The organism is Pseudomonas sp. NPDC098747 (genome assembly GCF_044760045.1).
Lineage (GTDB): Bacteria > Pseudomonadota > Gammaproteobacteria > Pseudomonadales > Pseudomonadaceae > Aquipseudomonas.
The window spans coordinates 18,548-33,886 of record NZ_JBIWAL010000046.1 but is presented as its reverse complement, the minus strand read 5'-3'; the positions used below and the strand labels follow the sequence as shown (position 1 = coordinate 33,886).

Genomic DNA, 15,339 nt, shown 5'->3' with positions numbered 1-15,339 from the left:
AGAAACCGTGTCGACTATGGATTCACGGCGGGGTTTTTACGTCGGTGTGTCTTTGCAGCGACTCTCACCCCAGCCCTCTCCCGGAGGGAGAGGGGGGCGACCGAAGTGTATGACGCTATCCATCGACCTGAGAAATCGTGTCGACTATGGATTCACGGCAAATTTTTCACGTCGGTGTATTTCTCGAGTATCCCCGGATCAGTCCCCTCTCCCTCTGGGAGAGGGCTAGGGTGAGGGGCTCTTGATCTTCCGCTACTTGCCCGGTGTCAGAGTCAGACGCGCCTTGCCATAAACCCGGTCAAAGTTCTGCGGCTGCATCGGCAACCCGATGTACTGCCCCTTGAGCCACTGATCGATGCCATTGAGGTAGTTCGGGCTGAGCGGATTCCCCGACTGCCCGGTGCCGTTCTGCCCCATCAGCGGTTCGGTTTGCCCGAAGTCGACGATAAAACGCATCGACGGCGCGCGCGTGGTGGTGAAGTCCTGGCCCCAGGCAAACGCCGAAGTATTCAATGTCGTGTGATCACCGCCGGCCGCCAGCGGCCCGCGAACGGTCTGGCCATTGGCGTTCTTCCACGCATAGCTGTGCAATTTGCCCCACTGCCAGGCTTTGTGATCGCCGCCCAACTGACTGTCGCCAGCGGTGATCGCCGCCGCGAAGCTGCGGGCGAGTATCACGGCTTTATCTTCTTTTTGCGGCGTACGCAGGTCATCCCAGAACGGACTGTCCTCGCGTTCCAGCAAATGATCGGCTTGCGCTGCGTAGGACAAATCACCATTGGCGATAAACGCTTTCCACGCCGGGCTGGATTCGGGGCCGAGTTCGTCGAGGAAGATCTGCTTCATGCTTTCCTGCAGGAACAGTTCATAGATTGCCGCATCCGCCGATGTCGGACTGAGCTTGCCGTCGAACGCCATCAACCGGGTAAACGCCTCGCGCGCCTTGCTGCGATCAGCTTCCGGCAGGGCATCAATCGCCTGCTTCAGCGGCTGCTTCATGCCTGGCGCTTCGAAGACTTTTTTCAGCTTGGCGGCGAACGTTGTGGTCTGGTCATATTGCATGGCGATCACGCTGCGGCTGTCGTGCTTGCCGCTGCCGGCCAGCTCTGTCAGGCGCTCGCCGCGTTCCGGCGCAGCCCAGGAGTTGGACAGTTGCATGCCGTAACCATGCGGGATCACGCGTTGGTTGGCGGTGCCGAGCCAGCCTTGCGCCGGGTCCTGATCGTAGGGGTGCAGCATCGGGTCGGCGTAACCGTCCCAGTCGTAGCGACCTTCCCAGCCCGGCGATGGCAGCAAGCCTTCGCCTTCACGGCGATTGGGGAAGCGCCCGGTAACTTGCCAGCCGATATTGCTGGCGTCGGCGAACACCAGATTCAACGCGATGGCGCGGATTTCCCGGCTGGCGTCCGACGCGCGTTCAACGTTCTGCGCACGGCTCAGATCAAAAAATGCGTCCAGCGATTTGTCGTCGGTGAAACTCGGCGTCTGCAAGGCCAGGCCGTAGCCGTTGCCTTGCGCCGCAGCCTGGGCACTGTTGAGCAGTGCGCCGTGACGGGTTTCGTACACCGCTTCACGAACCGGCCGCTGGCCTTTGACGAAATAGGTTTCGTTGCGCACGCCCAGTGGCTGCCATTTGCCATTGACCTCGTAGGTCAGGCTGTTGCCCTGGCGGCGGATTTTTTCCAGGAACAGGTCCTGGTTGTCGCCGAGCACGCTGCTCATGCTCCACGCCACTTTGCCGTTGAAACCACCGAGCACCATCGGCAGACCGGCAACGGTCACGCCGGCAGCCTGATATTTCGGCGCGCGGATCTGTACGAAACTCCACAGCGACGGCGCGGCCAAGGGGCCATGGCTGTCGCTGGCCAAAAGACTTTTGCCGCTGCGGCTGCGTTGCGGGGCGATGGCCCAGTTGTTCGAGGACGGGGTGCCCAGCAGGTTCAGCGCCGACAGCTGTTGGCTGGCGCTGCTCAATTCAGTCAGGCCTGGGATTTGTCCGTTGAGCTTGAGGCCTTGCAGCTTGTCGGCTTCGGTCTGTGGCAGCTTTTCGTCAGGCGCCGACGGGGTCAGCCACGCGAGTTTGTCGGTGGTGACGGTCTGTGCCAGCACCATCGAGGCGATTTCTTCCGGCAGGTTGGCCGACTGGCTGAAGTTCAGCAGGGCGAAGATCAGCGCCGAATCTTCCGGCTTCCAGTATTCAGGCTTGTAGCCGCTGGAGGCGAGGTCGCCCGGCAGCTTGTCGGCATAGCGGAACAGGTAGGCGTTGACGCCCCGCGAATAGACTTCGAAGAAACGCTTGAGCCGTGGCGACGAAGCCTTGTACAGCTCACCGGCGCTTTTCTTCAGATTGACCGCGCGCATGTAACGGTCGGCGTCGAGCATCGACGAACCGGACATTTCCGCCAGACGGCCCTGAGCCAGCAGGCGCAGGGTGACCATCTGATTGATGCGGTCGCTGGCGTGGACATAGCCGAGGGCAAACAATGCGTCGTGGAAGCTGTTGCTTTCGATCAACGGCATGCCCATGGCATTGCGTCGCACCGAAACATTCTGCGCCAGCCCCTTGAGCGGTTGCACGCCGGAGGTGGGCGGGAGGGTGTCCTGAGCGTTCCAGGTCTGACAACCGGTCAGGCTCAAAACACCGGCCACTGCTGCGGCAACGCCGAACCGGGGAAGAAAATGTGTGAGGGCTGGCGAGGCCATGGCAAAGCTCCTGCGGGGGGTAGCGTCAGTAAAGGCGCTACGTTAGTGAGCAGGAGGGTGCCGCGCAAGCGGGGGCGGGGGTTATTTCGAGATTTGTCTGATAAACAGGTGCGTTCGATGACTTGCTTGATAGCAAGCGCTGATGCTGAACTGCGAGAAATTCAATGACTGCGCATGAGAGGAATTGCAATGGAGCTTCAGGCCAACGCTGCACTGATCATCATCGACCAGCAAAAAGGCATCCTGCATCCGCGCTTGGGGCGGCGCAATAATCCACTGGCCGAAGACCGGATCCTAGATCTGCTGGGGTTTTGGCGGCGCAGTGGGCGGCCGGTGATTCATGTGCAACACCTTTCGCGCTCGCCGGACTCTGTGTTCTGGCCCGAGCAGGAAGGGGTGGAGTTTCAGCAAAGGTTTTTGCCCTGTGACGGCGAATGGCTGATTCAGAAACAAGTGCCGGATGCTTTTTGCGCCACTGGGCTGGAAGCGCGCTTGCGTGAGGCGAGGATCGGGCAGTTGATCATCGTTGGCGTCGCCACCAACAACTCGGTGGAATCCACGGCGCGCACGGCGGGCAACCTGGGGTTTGATGCGTGGGTGGCGGAGGATGCGTGCTTCACCTTCGACAAACCTGATTATTTCGGCACGCCGCGTTCAGCTGAAGAGGTGCATGGGATGTCGCTAGGGAATTTGCACGGGGAGTATGCGACGGTGGTCAGTGCCGGGCAGATTCTGGCGGCAGGCTGAAAAGCTTCTGGTGAATGTGCCGGCCCCTTCGCGAGCAGGCTCGCTCCCACAGTGGATTGCATTTCAACTGAAGGAACGCGGTCACTGTGGGAGCTGGCTTGCCAGCGATGGCGGTGGATCAGGCGACATCTCGGCTGGGAGTGCCGGCCTCATCGCTGGCAAGCCAGCTCCCACAGGATTTGCTGTGCACACAGATGCTGTGCCAGGTGCCGGTCAACTGTGGGAGCGAGCTTGCTCGCGAAGGCGTCAGGTCAGGCGAAGTATGTCTTCGCCCAGAGCATCAAGCCCCGTGGCACTTCTTGAATTTCTTGCCGTTGCCGCAAGGGCAAGGGTCGTTGCGGCCGACATCTTTCAGGGCGTTGCGCACCGGCTCCTGGTGGGCGTGGCCGCAGTTCGGACCGTGGACATGACCGTGATCGTGATCGTGGTGATGGTCATGATCATGATCGTGGTTGCAATCAGGGCCATGGACATGAGGTTGTTGGGTCATCGGTGTTGCTCCGGAATTAAATCGGCGGGGATTATCACGCCATTGCGCTCAAGGTGCACGTAGTGAGCGATGAATAAACCGGTTTCCATTTCACCCTGCAATCGATAGGGAATCTGCTGTTTGGAGTTTTTCAGCATTTTCACTACGTTCTTCACCTTCGGCCACAGGTTGGTACGGATCGGCACTTTGAAGTACGCGCTGCGTTTGGGGCCGACGGTAAACCAGTGCTCATGCTCGCCTTCGGTCAGCAGCATATCGGCCAGATGAATGCGGTATTCCAGACCGCGCACGGTCAGGTCACTGTCGTTGGGATTGTCGATGCGAAAGTGCAGGATGAATTTCTGTTCGAGGAGCTTGGCGCGCACCACTTCGACTTTTACCAGATGCACGGCGGGGTCGCGGGTGTCGTCGGCGAACCAAGAGGCGCAGCCGCCGAGCCCGAGAAACAGGAAGAGGGCGAGGGCTTGCAGTGCGCGTCGTTGAGCAAACATGGAACAGCTCCTTTTGTTGCTCAGTCTAGCCCTAAAAAATCGGTCGATCTTTTGATCTCAAGCGCCAAAATATCCCGCACAGCACTTCTTGAACTTCTTGAACTTCTTGAACTTCTGTCCGCTGGCGCAGGGGCAACTGTCATTGCGCCCCAGTTTCAACTGCACCGTCGGATCGATGAAATACCAGCGTCCGGCATTCTGGACAAATGAAGAGCGTTCTCGGTGGCTGTGTTCGCCCTGGCTGTCGTGCCAGCGCGCGGTGAAGGTGACGAAGGCGTGTTCCGGCTGGCCGCCGAAGACTTCCGAGCTTTCGACCTCAAGGCCCAGCCAGGTGCTTTGCGCGCTCCAGGCGCTGATCAACTGCCGATCCAGCCCTGCTTGCTGGGCGGGCAGGGTGGTCGCCACCAGATAGTCGATCAGCCCCAGCACGTAGGCGCTGTAGCGCGAACGCATCAAGGCTTCGGCGCACGGGGCCGGGAGGCCTTCGTGATAATGACCGCAGCAGGCATCCAGCAGGTTGCCGCTGCCGCAGGGGCAAATGGCTGTACTCATTGCATTACCACCAGTATTTCCCGAAGTTTTCCGGATTGGCCCAGAACCGTGAGTTGAGCCAGTCGGGGACTTGTTTATAGTCAAGCAGATCATAGGTGAACAGGGTCAGAACCTGCTCATCGCGGGCAAAATGTTCGCTGGCTTGCAGCGCCAGCGAATAGAAATCGGTTTCCTGCCAGCCACTGGCCGACAGATCCGCCAGCACCGCGATGCGACTGGCGTTTAGATTACGAATGCCCCCCAACAGATTCAGGCCGTCGCGCTTGGGCAAATGTTCCAGGCAATCGACTACAAGGGCCAGATCGAAACGCCGCGCCGCCAGCTCCGCAGGCAAGGCTCCAGGGGCGGCGTGGGCCACGCAGGTGTCCGGATGGGCTGTTTTAAAAGCGGCCAGCGCCGGGAATTCACTGGCGCCGATCAGCAGCAAACGCGCCGGGGCATAGCGATCCAGCAAAGCGGCCAACGCCTGTTGCGGCGTGCGGGAAGAAATGGCGGCGTTCATCGAAGCTCCTCAATCAGACCGCCAAGACTAGCCTGCCTGACTGCGGCGGCAAAGTGCCCTGACTCGCACGTTTCCGGCAAAAGCGCCGAAGTCCTGTGAACACGGTCGCAAACAGCAGTGGCCTATTGCTGGCGGAGATTAAAACTCCGGTCTTTACTCCCTGAATCGGTTTTAAGCCGATCCCTCAGGAGAAAAACTAGATGAGCATAGTTCGGACAGCATTACCCTTGGTTCTGCTAACCAGTGTGTTGACTGGTTGCGCAGGTTTGCAAAAAACCGACTGGCCGACGTGTGCGGGGGTCGGGGGTGTGATCGGTGCCGGCCTCGGCGCGACCGAGAGCGCCGCGTGGGCGGGCTACGGCGCGTTGATCGTTGGTGGTACGGCAGCGGCGTATTGCTGGGTGCACGGTGATGGCGACGAAGACGGCGATGGTGTGCCGGACAGCCGCGACAAGTGCCCGGGTACTCCAAAAGGCGTGCAGGTCGATGCAAATGGTTGCCCTCCACCCGTCCCTGAGCCAGTGGTTGAAGAGGCTGTAGTGGTCAAGGAAGAAACCATCGTCATCCGTGATGTTCACTTCCAGTTCGACAAAGCCACGCTGACCGGCCCTGACAAACAAGTACTCGATAAAGTCGCCACGCGCCTGAAACAGGAGTCGTCGACTGCGCAACTGACCGTTACCGGTCACACCGACAGCGTGGGCAGCGATGCCTACAACCAGAAACTGTCGGACCGTCGCGCGCATTCGGTGGTCAAGTACTTGGTTGAGAGCGGCGTGCCGCAAGGCAGCTTCGTTTCGGTGACCGGTGCCGGTGAAAGCCAACCCGTTGCGGATAACAAAACTGCTGACGGTCGTGCACAGAACCGTCGTACCGAAATTAAAATCAACCGCTAGTCCTCTCGCATCCGCGGCTTGTGCAGTCGCGGATGCGGGTCTTTACTCCTGTGTAACCGGTATGGGCCGGTGACACAGGAGCTTTTACAATGACTGTTTTCTCAAGGTCCGTCTTGCCGGTGCTGCTGCTTGGCAGCTTGCTCACCGGTTGCGCCACTCACAGCGATGGCACTGCACCCCTCAATCAACGTACGTGGCCGATCTGCAGCCTTCTTGGCGGGCTTGTCGGTGGCGGACTCGGCGCTATTGAAAGCGCTGGCTGGGCCGGTGGCGGCGCAGCACTGGGGATTCTAACTGGCGGACTGATCTGTTACGCCCAGGACGGCGATGAAGACGACGACGGCGTGTTCGACCGTCGCGACCGTTGCCCGGATACCCCGCAAAACACCCCGGTCGATCACCGTGGTTGCCCGCTGCCGCAATATCCGGTCGTTGAAAAAACGGTCGAACCGGTCACGCAAACCGAAGTCGTCACATTGAGCGATGCCGGCGACGTGCTGTTCGAGTTCGACAAATCCGACCTGACACCCGCTGCGAAAACGCAGCTCGATACGCTGATGGACAAACTGCGTAATGCCGACGTGGTGAGCATCAAGGTGATCGGCCATACCGACAGCAAAGGCTCGGATGCCTATAACCAGGCATTGTCGGAACGCCGCGCCAGCAGTGTGGCGGCTTATCTGCTGAGTCAGGGGCTGGCACCCAACAAAATCACCAGCGAAGGGCGTGGCGAGAGTGAGCCGGTAGCTGACAACGCAACGGATGAGGGCCGCGCGCAAAACCGTCGCGTGGAGTTACATATCAATCGTTAGGATGTGTCTGTAGTCCGCAGGCTAGAGCTGCCGGACGGCGATCAGCGTCGATCCGGCAGCCATTTGACGGCTGCGCAAATATTTTTCATTTTTCCCTCTGGCTTATCCCCCGCAGAAGCCGTTACTGTGCGCCCAAAGAATAATTCGCAACACGGGGGAGCGTATGAAAGTGTTTTGGGGGCTGGGGCGGTTATTGACCCTGCTGTTCTGCTGCGTGGTGCTGGCCAATCAGTTGGTGCCGTTCGTACATCAGTTGCATCTGCTGGTCAATCTGGCCGGCGGTCTGCTGTTGCTGATCCATGTGCTCGAAATGCTGCTGTGCAATCGCAGCCTCAAAGGCCGCCCGCACCCTTGGCGTGATCGTGGCCGCATCCTGTTGTTCGGCGTATTCCACCTGCAAACCATCCCGGCCCCGGCCGCTCCGGAGGCTTCGTCCCATGCGTAAACTTTGTCTGCTCGCTGCATTAGTCAGCCCATTGGCCTGTGCCCAAGTGGTCAGCGTCGAAACCAACTCCCTGATGCGCCTGCCCAACACGACCAGCACTTTGCAACTCGAGCGATTGGAAGTGGCCGATTACGGCACCTTGCTGATTCCCGCCAACGTGACTGAGCTGAGTGTCGGTGAGTTGCGCCTCGGTCATGAAGCGCGCATCGCCATCGTTCCGGGTGAACAAGCGCTGGACATGAAAGTCAATCGCGCAGAATTGAGCGAAGGCAGCCGGATCACTGCTCGCGGTGCCCCGGGGACTTATGAAAAAGCCGCCCGCGCAGGGCGCAATCTGAACCTGCAATTCAAGGCATTGAACGCACCGCAACTGCAAGTCGATGCGCGCGGTGGCACCGGTGCGCCGGGGTTTGTCGGTCTCGACGGTGGCAACGGTGAAGATCCCGGCTGCACCTACGGCTCGGCCGGGCACGGTGCGGATGGCAGTGACGGCAGCGATGGTCAGCCAGGTGCACCGGGTGCGTTGGTGCGGCTTGAAGTGCCGCGCGAATTTCCGGTCGAGCTGATCAAGGTCAATGTGGCTGGCGGCGCCGGTGGTCCGGCGGGTGTTGGCGGCAAGGCAGGGAAGGGTGGCAAGTCCAAGGGCTGTGTGGTGTACCGCGCTGATGGCGGTAAAAGCGGCAAGGCTGGGGCTGATGGCCAGCCGGGGCCTGTGGGGGCGGCGGGTGCGGTGACTGTGCAACGCCTCTAAAAGTTTTACCCTCACCCCAGCCCTCTCCCGGAGGGAGAGGGGGCCGACCGAGTTGCCTGACGCTACACGTCGACCTGTGTGATCGAGTCGATTATGGATTCGGTACGGCAGTTTCAGGTCGACATATCTCTGCAAGATCCCCCATTCAGTTCCCTCTCCCCCCGGGAGAGGGCTAGGGTGAGGGGCTCTTGATCTTTAGCCATTGCAGATCAGAACATCGGCCGAGCCGCCGCAATCGCCACCAGCACCAACCCGACAATCAGATTCAGTCCCACCACCCGCCGAATCCGCCCCAACACCGCCGCACCCGTCGGCCAGTCCTTCGCCTCGACCGCTTTACGCAGTTCCGGCAGCATCAGCCCTTGAATGCGGATAAAAAGCGCGGTCATCACCACATACAAACCCATCATCACCTGCACGTATTTCGGCGCGGTCTCAAACCCGACCTGCTGCAGATGCAACATGCCCACGCCGCTGATCGGCAGCAGGATCACCGCGAACCAGACCCAGCGGAAAAAACCTTGAAACACTTCCACCCACAGCGTCAGCCGATTGGGGCCGTCCAAGGCCTTCACAGCCGCAGGGCGCAGGACCATCCAGGCGAAAAACATGCCGCCGACCCATACCAGAGCGGCCAGTACATGCAGGGGATAAACGAGGCTAAAAAGTGTCATTGGGGTACTCCGTTCTGCGCGGGACTGATTAGCGCGGTATGATAGCCGCCGAACCAAACCACTGAAAATTTATCCAGCGTTTTTGCGCCCGACACTCAATGATCAGCACTGAACTCAAAACCACGATCCAGGGCGCCTATTCGCGTTTTCTAGAGGCCAAGAGCCTCAAGCCGCGTTACGGCCAGCGCTTGATGATCGCTGAAATCGCCAAGGTCCTCGGGGATATCGACACCGACGACGAAGGCCGGCGCAGTGGCGACCCCGCGATTGTCGCGGTGGAAGCCGGCACCGGTACCGGAAAAACCGTGGCCTACAGCCTGGCGGCGATTCCGACGGCGAAAGCTGCCGGCAAACGCTTGGTGATCGCTACGGCGACCGTGGCCCTGCAAGAGCAGATCGTCTACAAGGACTTACCTGACCTGATGCGCAACAGCGGGCTGAATTTCAGCTTCGCGCTGGCCAAGGGCCGTGGCCGCTATATGTGCCTGTCCAAACTCGACATGCTGTTGCAGGAAGGCCACGCGCAAACTGCCACTGCGCAGCTGTTCGAAGAAGACGGCTTCAAGATCGAGGTCGATGAGGCCAGTCAGAAGCTGTTCACCAGCATGATCGAGAAACTCGCCGGCAATAAATGGGACGGCGACCGCGACAGCTGGTCGACCGCGCTCGAAGACGCCGACTGGGCGCGCCTGACCACCGATCACAGCCAATGCACCAATCGCCATTGCCCGAACTTCGGCCAGTGCGCCTTTTACAAGGCGCGCGAAGGCATGGGCAAGGTCGACGTCATCGTCACCAACCATGACATGGTGCTGGCTGATCTGGCATTGGGCGGCGGCGCCGTGCTGCCGGACCCGCGTGACACCATCTACGTATTCGACGAAGGCCATCACCTGCCGGACAAGGCTATCGGCCATTTCGCCCATTACACGCGCCTGCGCTCCACCGCCGACTGGCTGGAAACCACCGCCAAGAATCTCACCAAGCTCTTGGCCCAGCACCCATTGCCGGGCGATCTCGGCAAACTGATCGAGCAGGTGCCGGAGCTGGCGCGGGAGATCAAGACCCAACAGCAGTTCATGTTCAGTGCCTGCGAGCAAGTCGCCGATTTCAAACCGGGTGAAGACGTTGAAGGCCGTGAACGGCCGCGCCATCGCTTTGTCGCCGGGGTCATTCCCGAGCATATGCGTGAAATGGGCATCGAGCTGAAAAAAGGCTTCTCCCGTCTCAATGACCTGTTTACGCGCCTGACCGACCTGCTCAAGGAAGGCATGGATGGCGAGGTCAACATCGGCATCGCCAGCAATCAGGCTGAAGAATGGTATCCACTGTTCGGCAGTCTGTTGTCGCGGGCGTCCGGCAATTGGGAGCTGTGGACCGCGTTTACCGCCGAAGACCCGGAAGACAGCCCGCCCATGGCACGTTGGCTGACCTTGGCCGAAAGCGGTTCGCTGTTCGATATCGAGGTCAACGCCAGCCCGATCCTCGCCGCTGAAACCTTGCGTCGCAGCCTGTGGAATGTGGCCTACGGTTGCCTAGTTACTTCGGCAACCCTGACCGCTCTCGGCACTTTCGACCGCTTCCGCATGCGTGCCGGCCTGCCGAAAAAAGCCGTCACCGCCGTGGTGCCGAGCCCGTTCCATCACGCCGATGCCGGTGTGTTGCGGGTGCCGGATCTGAAGGCCGACCCGCGCGACGCGCCCGCCCACACGGCGGCGATCATCCGTGATTTACCGGACCTGGTCGAAGGCTCACGCGGCACGCTGGTACTGTTCTCTTCGCGCAAACAGATGCAGGACGTGTTCGACGGTCTCGACCGGGACTGGCGCAAGCAAGTGTTTATTCAAGGCAACCTGTCGAAACAGGAAACCTTGAACAAGCACAAGGCGCGGGTCGATGGCGGTGATTCCAGCGTGCTGTTTGGTCTGGCCAGTTTTGCCGAGGGTGTCGACTTGCCGGGCGCGTATTGCGAGCACGTGGTGATCGCCAAGATCCCGTTCTCGGTGCCGGACGATCCGGTCGAGGCGGCACTGGCGGAGTGGATCGAAGCCCGGGGCGGCAATCCGTTCATGGAAATCTCCGTGCCCGATGCCTCGCTGAAACTGGTTCAGGCCTGCGGTCGTTTGCTGCGTACCGAAGAGGACCGCGGCACCATCACCTTGCTCGATCGGCGGCTGGTCACCCAGCGCTACGGCAAGGCAATCCTCAATGCGTTGCCTCCTTTCCGTCGTGAAATATCCTGAGACATCGGTGGGCAGTTTTGCCCGCCGCGTTGTCTATCTCTCTGCCATCGCTTTTCCATTGGCCATTGTTGGTCGTTAGGGAGAACTTCGTTCTTATGATCCGCCGTTCGTTGCCTGCCGTTTTTGCCTTGATCTTCGCTGCCCCTTTGCTGGCGGCGCCTGCTGGCCAGCAGACTTTGTTCAACTTTGTCCGTCCCGCCGACGTGGTGAAAATCGCCACGGAAAACGCCGACCTGCCGCAAGCCAACGCCGAGCAAACCGCTGAAGGCGAAGTACTGCGCCGGGTAACCTTTAACCCGGTGGCTCGTCCGACGTTGCGCCTGACCCCGCAAACCGGTGCCTGGGATTGGTCGCAGTCCGGAATGATGAGCCTGCGCATTCAGAGCGCGATGAACTGGGCCGTGACCGTCTACGTGCAGATTCAGAGCAACGATGGCCAAACGCTGATCAGTCGCGTCGATCTGCCGGCCGGCCCGGCGCAAACCTTGCTGGTGCCGCTGGTAGCGACATCGCCGCTGAGCCAGGGCATGAAAGCCGGGCCACCGATGCCGATGACTGTGGATGGCCAGCGCATTCTGCTGGCCAGCAGCAGCGGTGCAATCGATCGCAGCCAAGTGGTCTCGGTGAGCCTGTCGATGGATCAGCCGAAAGTTGCCCAGAGCGTGCTGATCGAGCGCTTTGGCGTGCAGGATGGCGACGGGATCAAGCAAGCGGTGTACGGCAATCTGGTCGACGCTTACGGTCAATCGACCCGCAGCAAATGGCCGGAAAAGGTCTCCAATGACGAACAACTCAAATCCGCCGCCGCCAAGGAACAGCTACAGCTGAAAACCTGGCTTGCCGAGCGCGAAAAGTCCTCACTGGACAAGTTCGGTGGCTGGAGCAAAGGTCCTGCGTTCAAGGCCAGCGGTTTCTTTCGTACGGAAAAACGTGACGGCCGCTGGTACCTGGTGACGCCTGAAGGGCATCCGTTCTACTCCCTCGGCGTCAATACCGTCAGTCCCGAGGTCAATCAGACCTACGTGGCCGGTCGCGAGTGGATGTTCGAATCCCTGCCAAAACCGGACGAACCCCTCGCCAGCCACTTTGGCAAGGGCGACAACCGTGGCGGCAACGGCGCCGATCAGGGCCGAGGCTACGGCAACGGGCGCTGGTACGATTTCTATGGCGCGAACCTGCAACGCCTGTATGGCGAACCGTGCAAACCGGACAGCGACACCAAGGCTGGAGTGGCCGAAGCGGCCAAGGCTGGCGCGGTTGAGGAAACCGCCGTCAATGCCGCAGAACCGATTGCCACGTCTGAGCAACCCAAGGCTGGCGTAGCGGAGGCAGCCAAAGCGGAATCGGTTACACCGCCTGCCAACCCACCTGCTGCCGTGCCGTGCACTGCTACGGTCGATGAGCAGAAATGGGCCAGCCACACCCTCGATCGTCTGCAAGCCTGGGGTTTCAACACCCTCGGTAACTGGAGTGCAGACTCAGTGGTCGATGCTGAGCGCGTGCCGTACACCATGCCGCTGTCGATCGTCGGCGATTACACCAGCATCAGCACCGGCAACGACTGGTGGGGCGCGATGCCGGATCCGTTCGACCCACGTTTCGCCATGGCCACCGAGCGTGCCGTGGCCATCGCTGCCCGCGATCACCGCGATGATCCCTGGCTGATCGGCTACTTCGCCGACAACGAACTGGCGTGGGCCGGTCCCGGCGACGATGCGCAATCGCGCTACGCGCTGGCTTACGGCACCTTGAAAATGACCACCGACGTACCGGCCAAGCGCGCGTTCCTCAAGCAGTTGCGCGACAAGTACCGCAATCAGGCGGGGCTGTCGAAGGCATGGGGTATCGATCTGCCGGCGTGGGAATTGATGGAAGATCCAGGTTTCGTGCCGCCCGTGCCGAACCCGGAACACCCGGAAATCGAAGCCGATTTCAAATACTTCCAGAAGGTATTCGCCGACACTTATTTCAAGACCATCTCCGACTCGCTGAAATGGCACGCACCGAATCAGTTGCTGCTCGGCGGCCGCTTCGCCACCAGCACCCCGGAAGCCGTGGCGTCGTGTGCGCAGTATTGCGATGTGTTGAGCTTCAATATGTACACCCTCAAGCCGCAGGACGGTTATGACTTTGCCGCGCTGAGCGCTTTGGACAAACCGGTATTGATCACCGAGTTCAACTTTGGCTCGACTGATCGCGGCCCGTTCTGGGGCGGCGTGACGCAACTGGCCAAGGAAGAGGATCGCGGCGCTGCATACGCCAACTTCGTCAAACAGGCGCTCAATGAGCCGTCGATTGTTGGCGTGCACTGGTTCCAGTTTCTCGATCAACCGGTGACCGGGCGCCTGCTGGATGGCGAGAACGGGCACTTCGGTCTGGTCGGTGTAACGGATCTGCCGTATCAGGGGTTTGTCGACGCGGTGCGCAAGAGCAATTTGCAGGCGGTTGATCAGATGGGCAAAGAGGCCGGGAAACCAGCGGCTGCGGCGGGCCACGAGGCTGAAGGTGGTCGAAAGGGTGAGGCGGGTAAAGGCCCGGGTCCCGGCCACGCTGGTGGGCATTCCGGGAATGGTCACTGAGGTCTGAACCATCGTGTCATTGTTCTTCGCGAGCAAGCTCGCTCCCACAGTGATATGCGCTATCCATGTGGGAGCGAGCCTGCTCGCGAAGGCGTCGGTAGCTTCCAATGCACCAACCGTCTAGCCCACAGCTGTTCCCAAATCCCTCAAGGGCTGGAACAATGCGGGCCACTTTGTAGAGCGTTTTCGTGGGGGAGTTGCGGGTGCAGATTCAGGGACATTACGAGCTTCAATTCGAAGCGGTGCGCGAGGCTTTCGCCGCACTGTTCGACGATCCCCAGGAACGCGGCGCAGCTTTGTGCATTCAGGTCGGCGGAGAAACCGTCGTCGATCTCTGGTCCGGTACTGCCGATAAGGATGGCGCCGAGGCCTGGCACAGCGACACCATCGCCAACCTGTTCTCCTGCACCAAAACCTTCACCGCCGTCACCGCGTTGCAGTTGGTCGCCGAAGGCAAGTTGCAACTGGATGTTCCGGTCGCTCGCTACTGGCCGGAATTCGCCGACGCCGGTAAAGAATCCGTCACGCTACGCCAATTGCTTTGCCACCAGGCCGGTCTGCCCGCCCTGCGCGAATTGCTGGCGCCCGAAGCCCTTTATGACTGGCAAACCATGGTCGACGCCCTTGCGGCCGAAGCGCCGTGGTGGACGCCGGGTACCGGTCACGGTTACGCCGCGATCACGTACGGTTGGCTGATCGGCGAGTTGCTTCGCCGTGCCGACGGTCGCGGGCCGGGTGAGTCGATCGTTGCCCGTGTCGCCAGGCCATTGGGTCTGGATTTCCATGTTGGTCTGGCTGATGAAGAATTTTATCGCGTGGCGCACATCGCTCGCGGCAAGGGCAACGCCGGCGACGCCGCCGCTCAGCGTCTGCTGCAAACGACGATGCGTGAACCCACCGCCATGACCACCCGCGCCTTCACCAATCCGCCGTCGGTGCTCACCAGCACCAACAAACCGGAATGGCGTCGCATGCAGCAACCGGCGGCCAACGGCCACGGCAATGCGCGCAGTCTGGCCGGGTTCTACGCTGGATTGCTCGATGGCAGCCTGCTCGAAAGCGACATGCTGCAAGAGCTGACCCGCGAACACAGCCTCGGCGAAGACAAGACCCTGCTGACCCGCACCCGTTTTGGTCTGGGCTGCATGCTCGATCAACCGGACGTGCCAAACGCCACCTATGGCCTCGGCCCACGGGCGTTTGGCCATCCGGGCGCGGGCGGCTCGATTGGTTTTGCTGACCCTGAGCACGATGTCGCGTTTGGTTTTGTGACAAATACCCTTGGGCCGTACGTCTTGATGGATCCGCGTGCGCAGAAGCTCGCGCGGGTGCTTGCCACTTGTCTGTAAAGCATCACCAGAGGTTCCAGGGCTGGAACCTCGAACGGTTTTTCGATTCAAAGCATCTGTTTATCCGGGCGAAAGTGCTCTGATTTTTCATTACTTCATTTTGTG

General features: G+C 60.5%; 14 protein-coding genes. 8 read left to right on the top strand and 6 right to left on the bottom strand.

Features of this window, described 5'->3' with window-relative positions:
- Nucleotides 1–252: 252 nt before the first annotated feature.
- Nucleotides 253–2,703, bottom strand: coding sequence for a penicillin acylase family protein (locus tag ACIQVE_RS22680; RefSeq protein WP_402812432.1), 2,451 nt, complete (start codon nt 2,701–2,703; stop codon nt 253–255).
- Nucleotides 2,704–2,892: 189 nt separating this feature from the next.
- On the opposite strand from ACIQVE_RS22680, the gene ACIQVE_RS22675 reads away from it, so the two are divergent.
- Nucleotides 2,893–3,450 (top strand): cysteine hydrolase family protein, encoded by a 558-nt coding sequence (locus ACIQVE_RS22675; RefSeq protein ID WP_402812429.1) that lies wholly within the window; start codon nt 2,893–2,895, stop codon nt 3,448–3,450.
- 280 nt (nt 3,451–3,730) lie between these two features.
- Here ACIQVE_RS22675 and ACIQVE_RS22670 read toward each other — a convergent pair whose 3' ends face one another.
- Genes ACIQVE_RS22670 through ACIQVE_RS22655 form a run of 4 tightly spaced genes read right to left on the bottom strand, consistent with a single transcriptional unit; the run spans nt 3,731 to nt 5,485 of the window.
- Nucleotides 3,731–3,940, bottom strand: coding sequence for an SEC-C metal-binding domain-containing protein (locus ACIQVE_RS22670; protein WP_008083915.1), 210 nt, complete (start codon nt 3,938–3,940; stop codon nt 3,731–3,733).
- On the bottom strand, nt 3,937–4,431 hold the full coding sequence (locus ACIQVE_RS22665; RefSeq protein ID WP_402812425.1) for an LEA type 2 family protein: 495 nt from the start codon (nt 4,429–4,431) through the stop codon (nt 3,937–3,939). The genes ACIQVE_RS22670 and ACIQVE_RS22665 overlap by 4 nt, the downstream gene beginning before the upstream one ends.
- A 57-nt stretch (nt 4,432–4,488) precedes the next feature.
- Nucleotides 4,489–4,983, bottom strand: coding sequence for a YchJ family protein (locus tag ACIQVE_RS22660; RefSeq protein ID WP_402812422.1), 495 nt, complete (start codon nt 4,981–4,983; stop codon nt 4,489–4,491).
- Between the two features lie 4 nt (nt 4,984–4,987).
- Nucleotides 4,988–5,485 (bottom strand): DUF6231 family protein, encoded by a 498-nt coding sequence (locus tag ACIQVE_RS22655; RefSeq protein ID WP_402812420.1) that lies wholly within the window; start codon nt 5,483–5,485, stop codon nt 4,988–4,990.
- 200 nt (nt 5,486–5,685) lie between these two features.
- Here ACIQVE_RS22655 and ACIQVE_RS22650 point away from each other — a divergent pair, with 200 nt between their 5' ends.
- From ACIQVE_RS22650 to ACIQVE_RS22635, 4 genes are all read left to right on the top strand, one after another.
- A complete protein-coding gene (locus ACIQVE_RS22650) occupies nt 5,686–6,381 on the top strand; it encodes an OmpA family protein (protein WP_402812418.1) in 696 nt (231 codons plus the stop codon).
- A gap of 89 nt (nt 6,382–6,470) precedes the next feature.
- Nucleotides 6,471–7,193, top strand: coding sequence for an OmpA family protein (locus ACIQVE_RS22645; RefSeq protein ID WP_402812415.1), 723 nt, complete (start codon nt 6,471–6,473; stop codon nt 7,191–7,193).
- Nucleotides 7,194–7,356: 163 nt separating this feature from the next.
- A complete protein-coding gene (locus tag ACIQVE_RS22640) occupies nt 7,357–7,638 on the top strand; it encodes a DUF1145 domain-containing protein (RefSeq protein ID WP_402812413.1) in 282 nt (93 codons plus the stop codon).
- A complete protein-coding gene (locus ACIQVE_RS22635) occupies nt 7,631–8,389 on the top strand; it encodes a collagen-like protein (protein ID WP_402812410.1) in 759 nt (252 codons plus the stop codon). The genes ACIQVE_RS22640 and ACIQVE_RS22635 overlap by 8 nt, the downstream gene beginning before the upstream one ends.
- Nucleotides 8,390–8,598: 209 nt before the next feature.
- Here ACIQVE_RS22635 and ACIQVE_RS22630 read toward each other — a convergent pair whose 3' ends face one another.
- A complete protein-coding gene (locus ACIQVE_RS22630) occupies nt 8,599–9,063 on the bottom strand; it encodes a CopD family protein (RefSeq protein WP_402812408.1) in 465 nt (154 codons plus the stop codon).
- Between the two features lie 98 nt (nt 9,064–9,161).
- Here ACIQVE_RS22630 and dinG point away from each other — a divergent pair, with 98 nt between their 5' ends.
- From dinG to ACIQVE_RS22615, 3 genes are all read left to right on the top strand, one after another.
- The gene (gene dinG, locus ACIQVE_RS22625) at nt 9,162–11,306 is read left to right on the top strand and encodes an ATP-dependent DNA helicase DinG (RefSeq protein WP_402812405.1); all 2,145 of its coding nucleotides are present in this window, start codon (nt 9,162–9,164) and stop codon (nt 11,304–11,306) included.
- A 95-nt stretch (nt 11,307–11,401) separates the two neighbouring features.
- Nucleotides 11,402–13,885 (top strand): beta-galactosidase, encoded by a 2,484-nt coding sequence (locus ACIQVE_RS22620; protein WP_402812402.1) that lies wholly within the window; start codon nt 11,402–11,404, stop codon nt 13,883–13,885.
- Between the two features lie 203 nt (nt 13,886–14,088).
- Nucleotides 14,089–15,234: a serine hydrolase domain-containing protein gene (locus ACIQVE_RS22615; protein WP_402812463.1), complete on the top strand. Its 1,146-nt coding sequence runs from the start codon at nt 14,089–14,091 to the stop codon at nt 15,232–15,234.
- Nucleotides 15,235–15,339: the final 105 nt, after the last annotated feature.

Bases quoted from the DNA above. Each gene is read 5' to 3' on its own strand.
- ACIQVE_RS22670 (WP_008083915.1), bottom strand. From the start codon at position 3,940: ATGACCCAACAACCTCATGTCCATGGCCCTGATTGCAACCACGATCAT.
- ACIQVE_RS22630 (WP_402812408.1), bottom strand. From the start codon at position 9,063: ATGACACTTTTTAGCCTCGTTTATCCCCTGCATGTACTGGCCGCTCTG.
- ACIQVE_RS22665 (WP_402812425.1), bottom strand. From the start codon at position 4,431: ATGTTTGCTCAACGACGCGCACTGCAAGCCCTCGCCCTCTTCCTGTTT.
- ACIQVE_RS22680 (WP_402812432.1), bottom strand. From the start codon at position 2,703: ATGGCCTCGCCAGCCCTCACACATTTTCTTCCCCGGTTCGGCGTTGCC.
- ACIQVE_RS22660 (WP_402812422.1), bottom strand. From the start codon at position 4,983: ATGAGTACAGCCATTTGCCCCTGCGGCAGCGGCAACCTGCTGGATGCC.
- dinG (WP_402812405.1), top strand. From the start codon at position 9,162: ATGATCAGCACTGAACTCAAAACCACGATCCAGGGCGCCTATTCGCGT.
- ACIQVE_RS22635 (WP_402812410.1), top strand. From the start codon at position 7,631: ATGCGTAAACTTTGTCTGCTCGCTGCATTAGTCAGCCCATTGGCCTGT.
- ACIQVE_RS22645 (WP_402812415.1), top strand. From the start codon at position 6,471: ATGACTGTTTTCTCAAGGTCCGTCTTGCCGGTGCTGCTGCTTGGCAGC.
- ACIQVE_RS22640 (WP_402812413.1), top strand. From the start codon at position 7,357: ATGAAAGTGTTTTGGGGGCTGGGGCGGTTATTGACCCTGCTGTTCTGC.
- ACIQVE_RS22655 (WP_402812420.1), bottom strand. From the start codon at position 5,485: ATGAACGCCGCCATTTCTTCCCGCACGCCGCAACAGGCGTTGGCCGCT.
- ACIQVE_RS22650 (WP_402812418.1), top strand. From the start codon at position 5,686: ATGAGCATAGTTCGGACAGCATTACCCTTGGTTCTGCTAACCAGTGTG.
- ACIQVE_RS22675 (WP_402812429.1), top strand. From the start codon at position 2,893: ATGGAGCTTCAGGCCAACGCTGCACTGATCATCATCGACCAGCAAAAA.
- ACIQVE_RS22620 (WP_402812402.1), top strand. From the start codon at position 11,402: ATGATCCGCCGTTCGTTGCCTGCCGTTTTTGCCTTGATCTTCGCTGCC.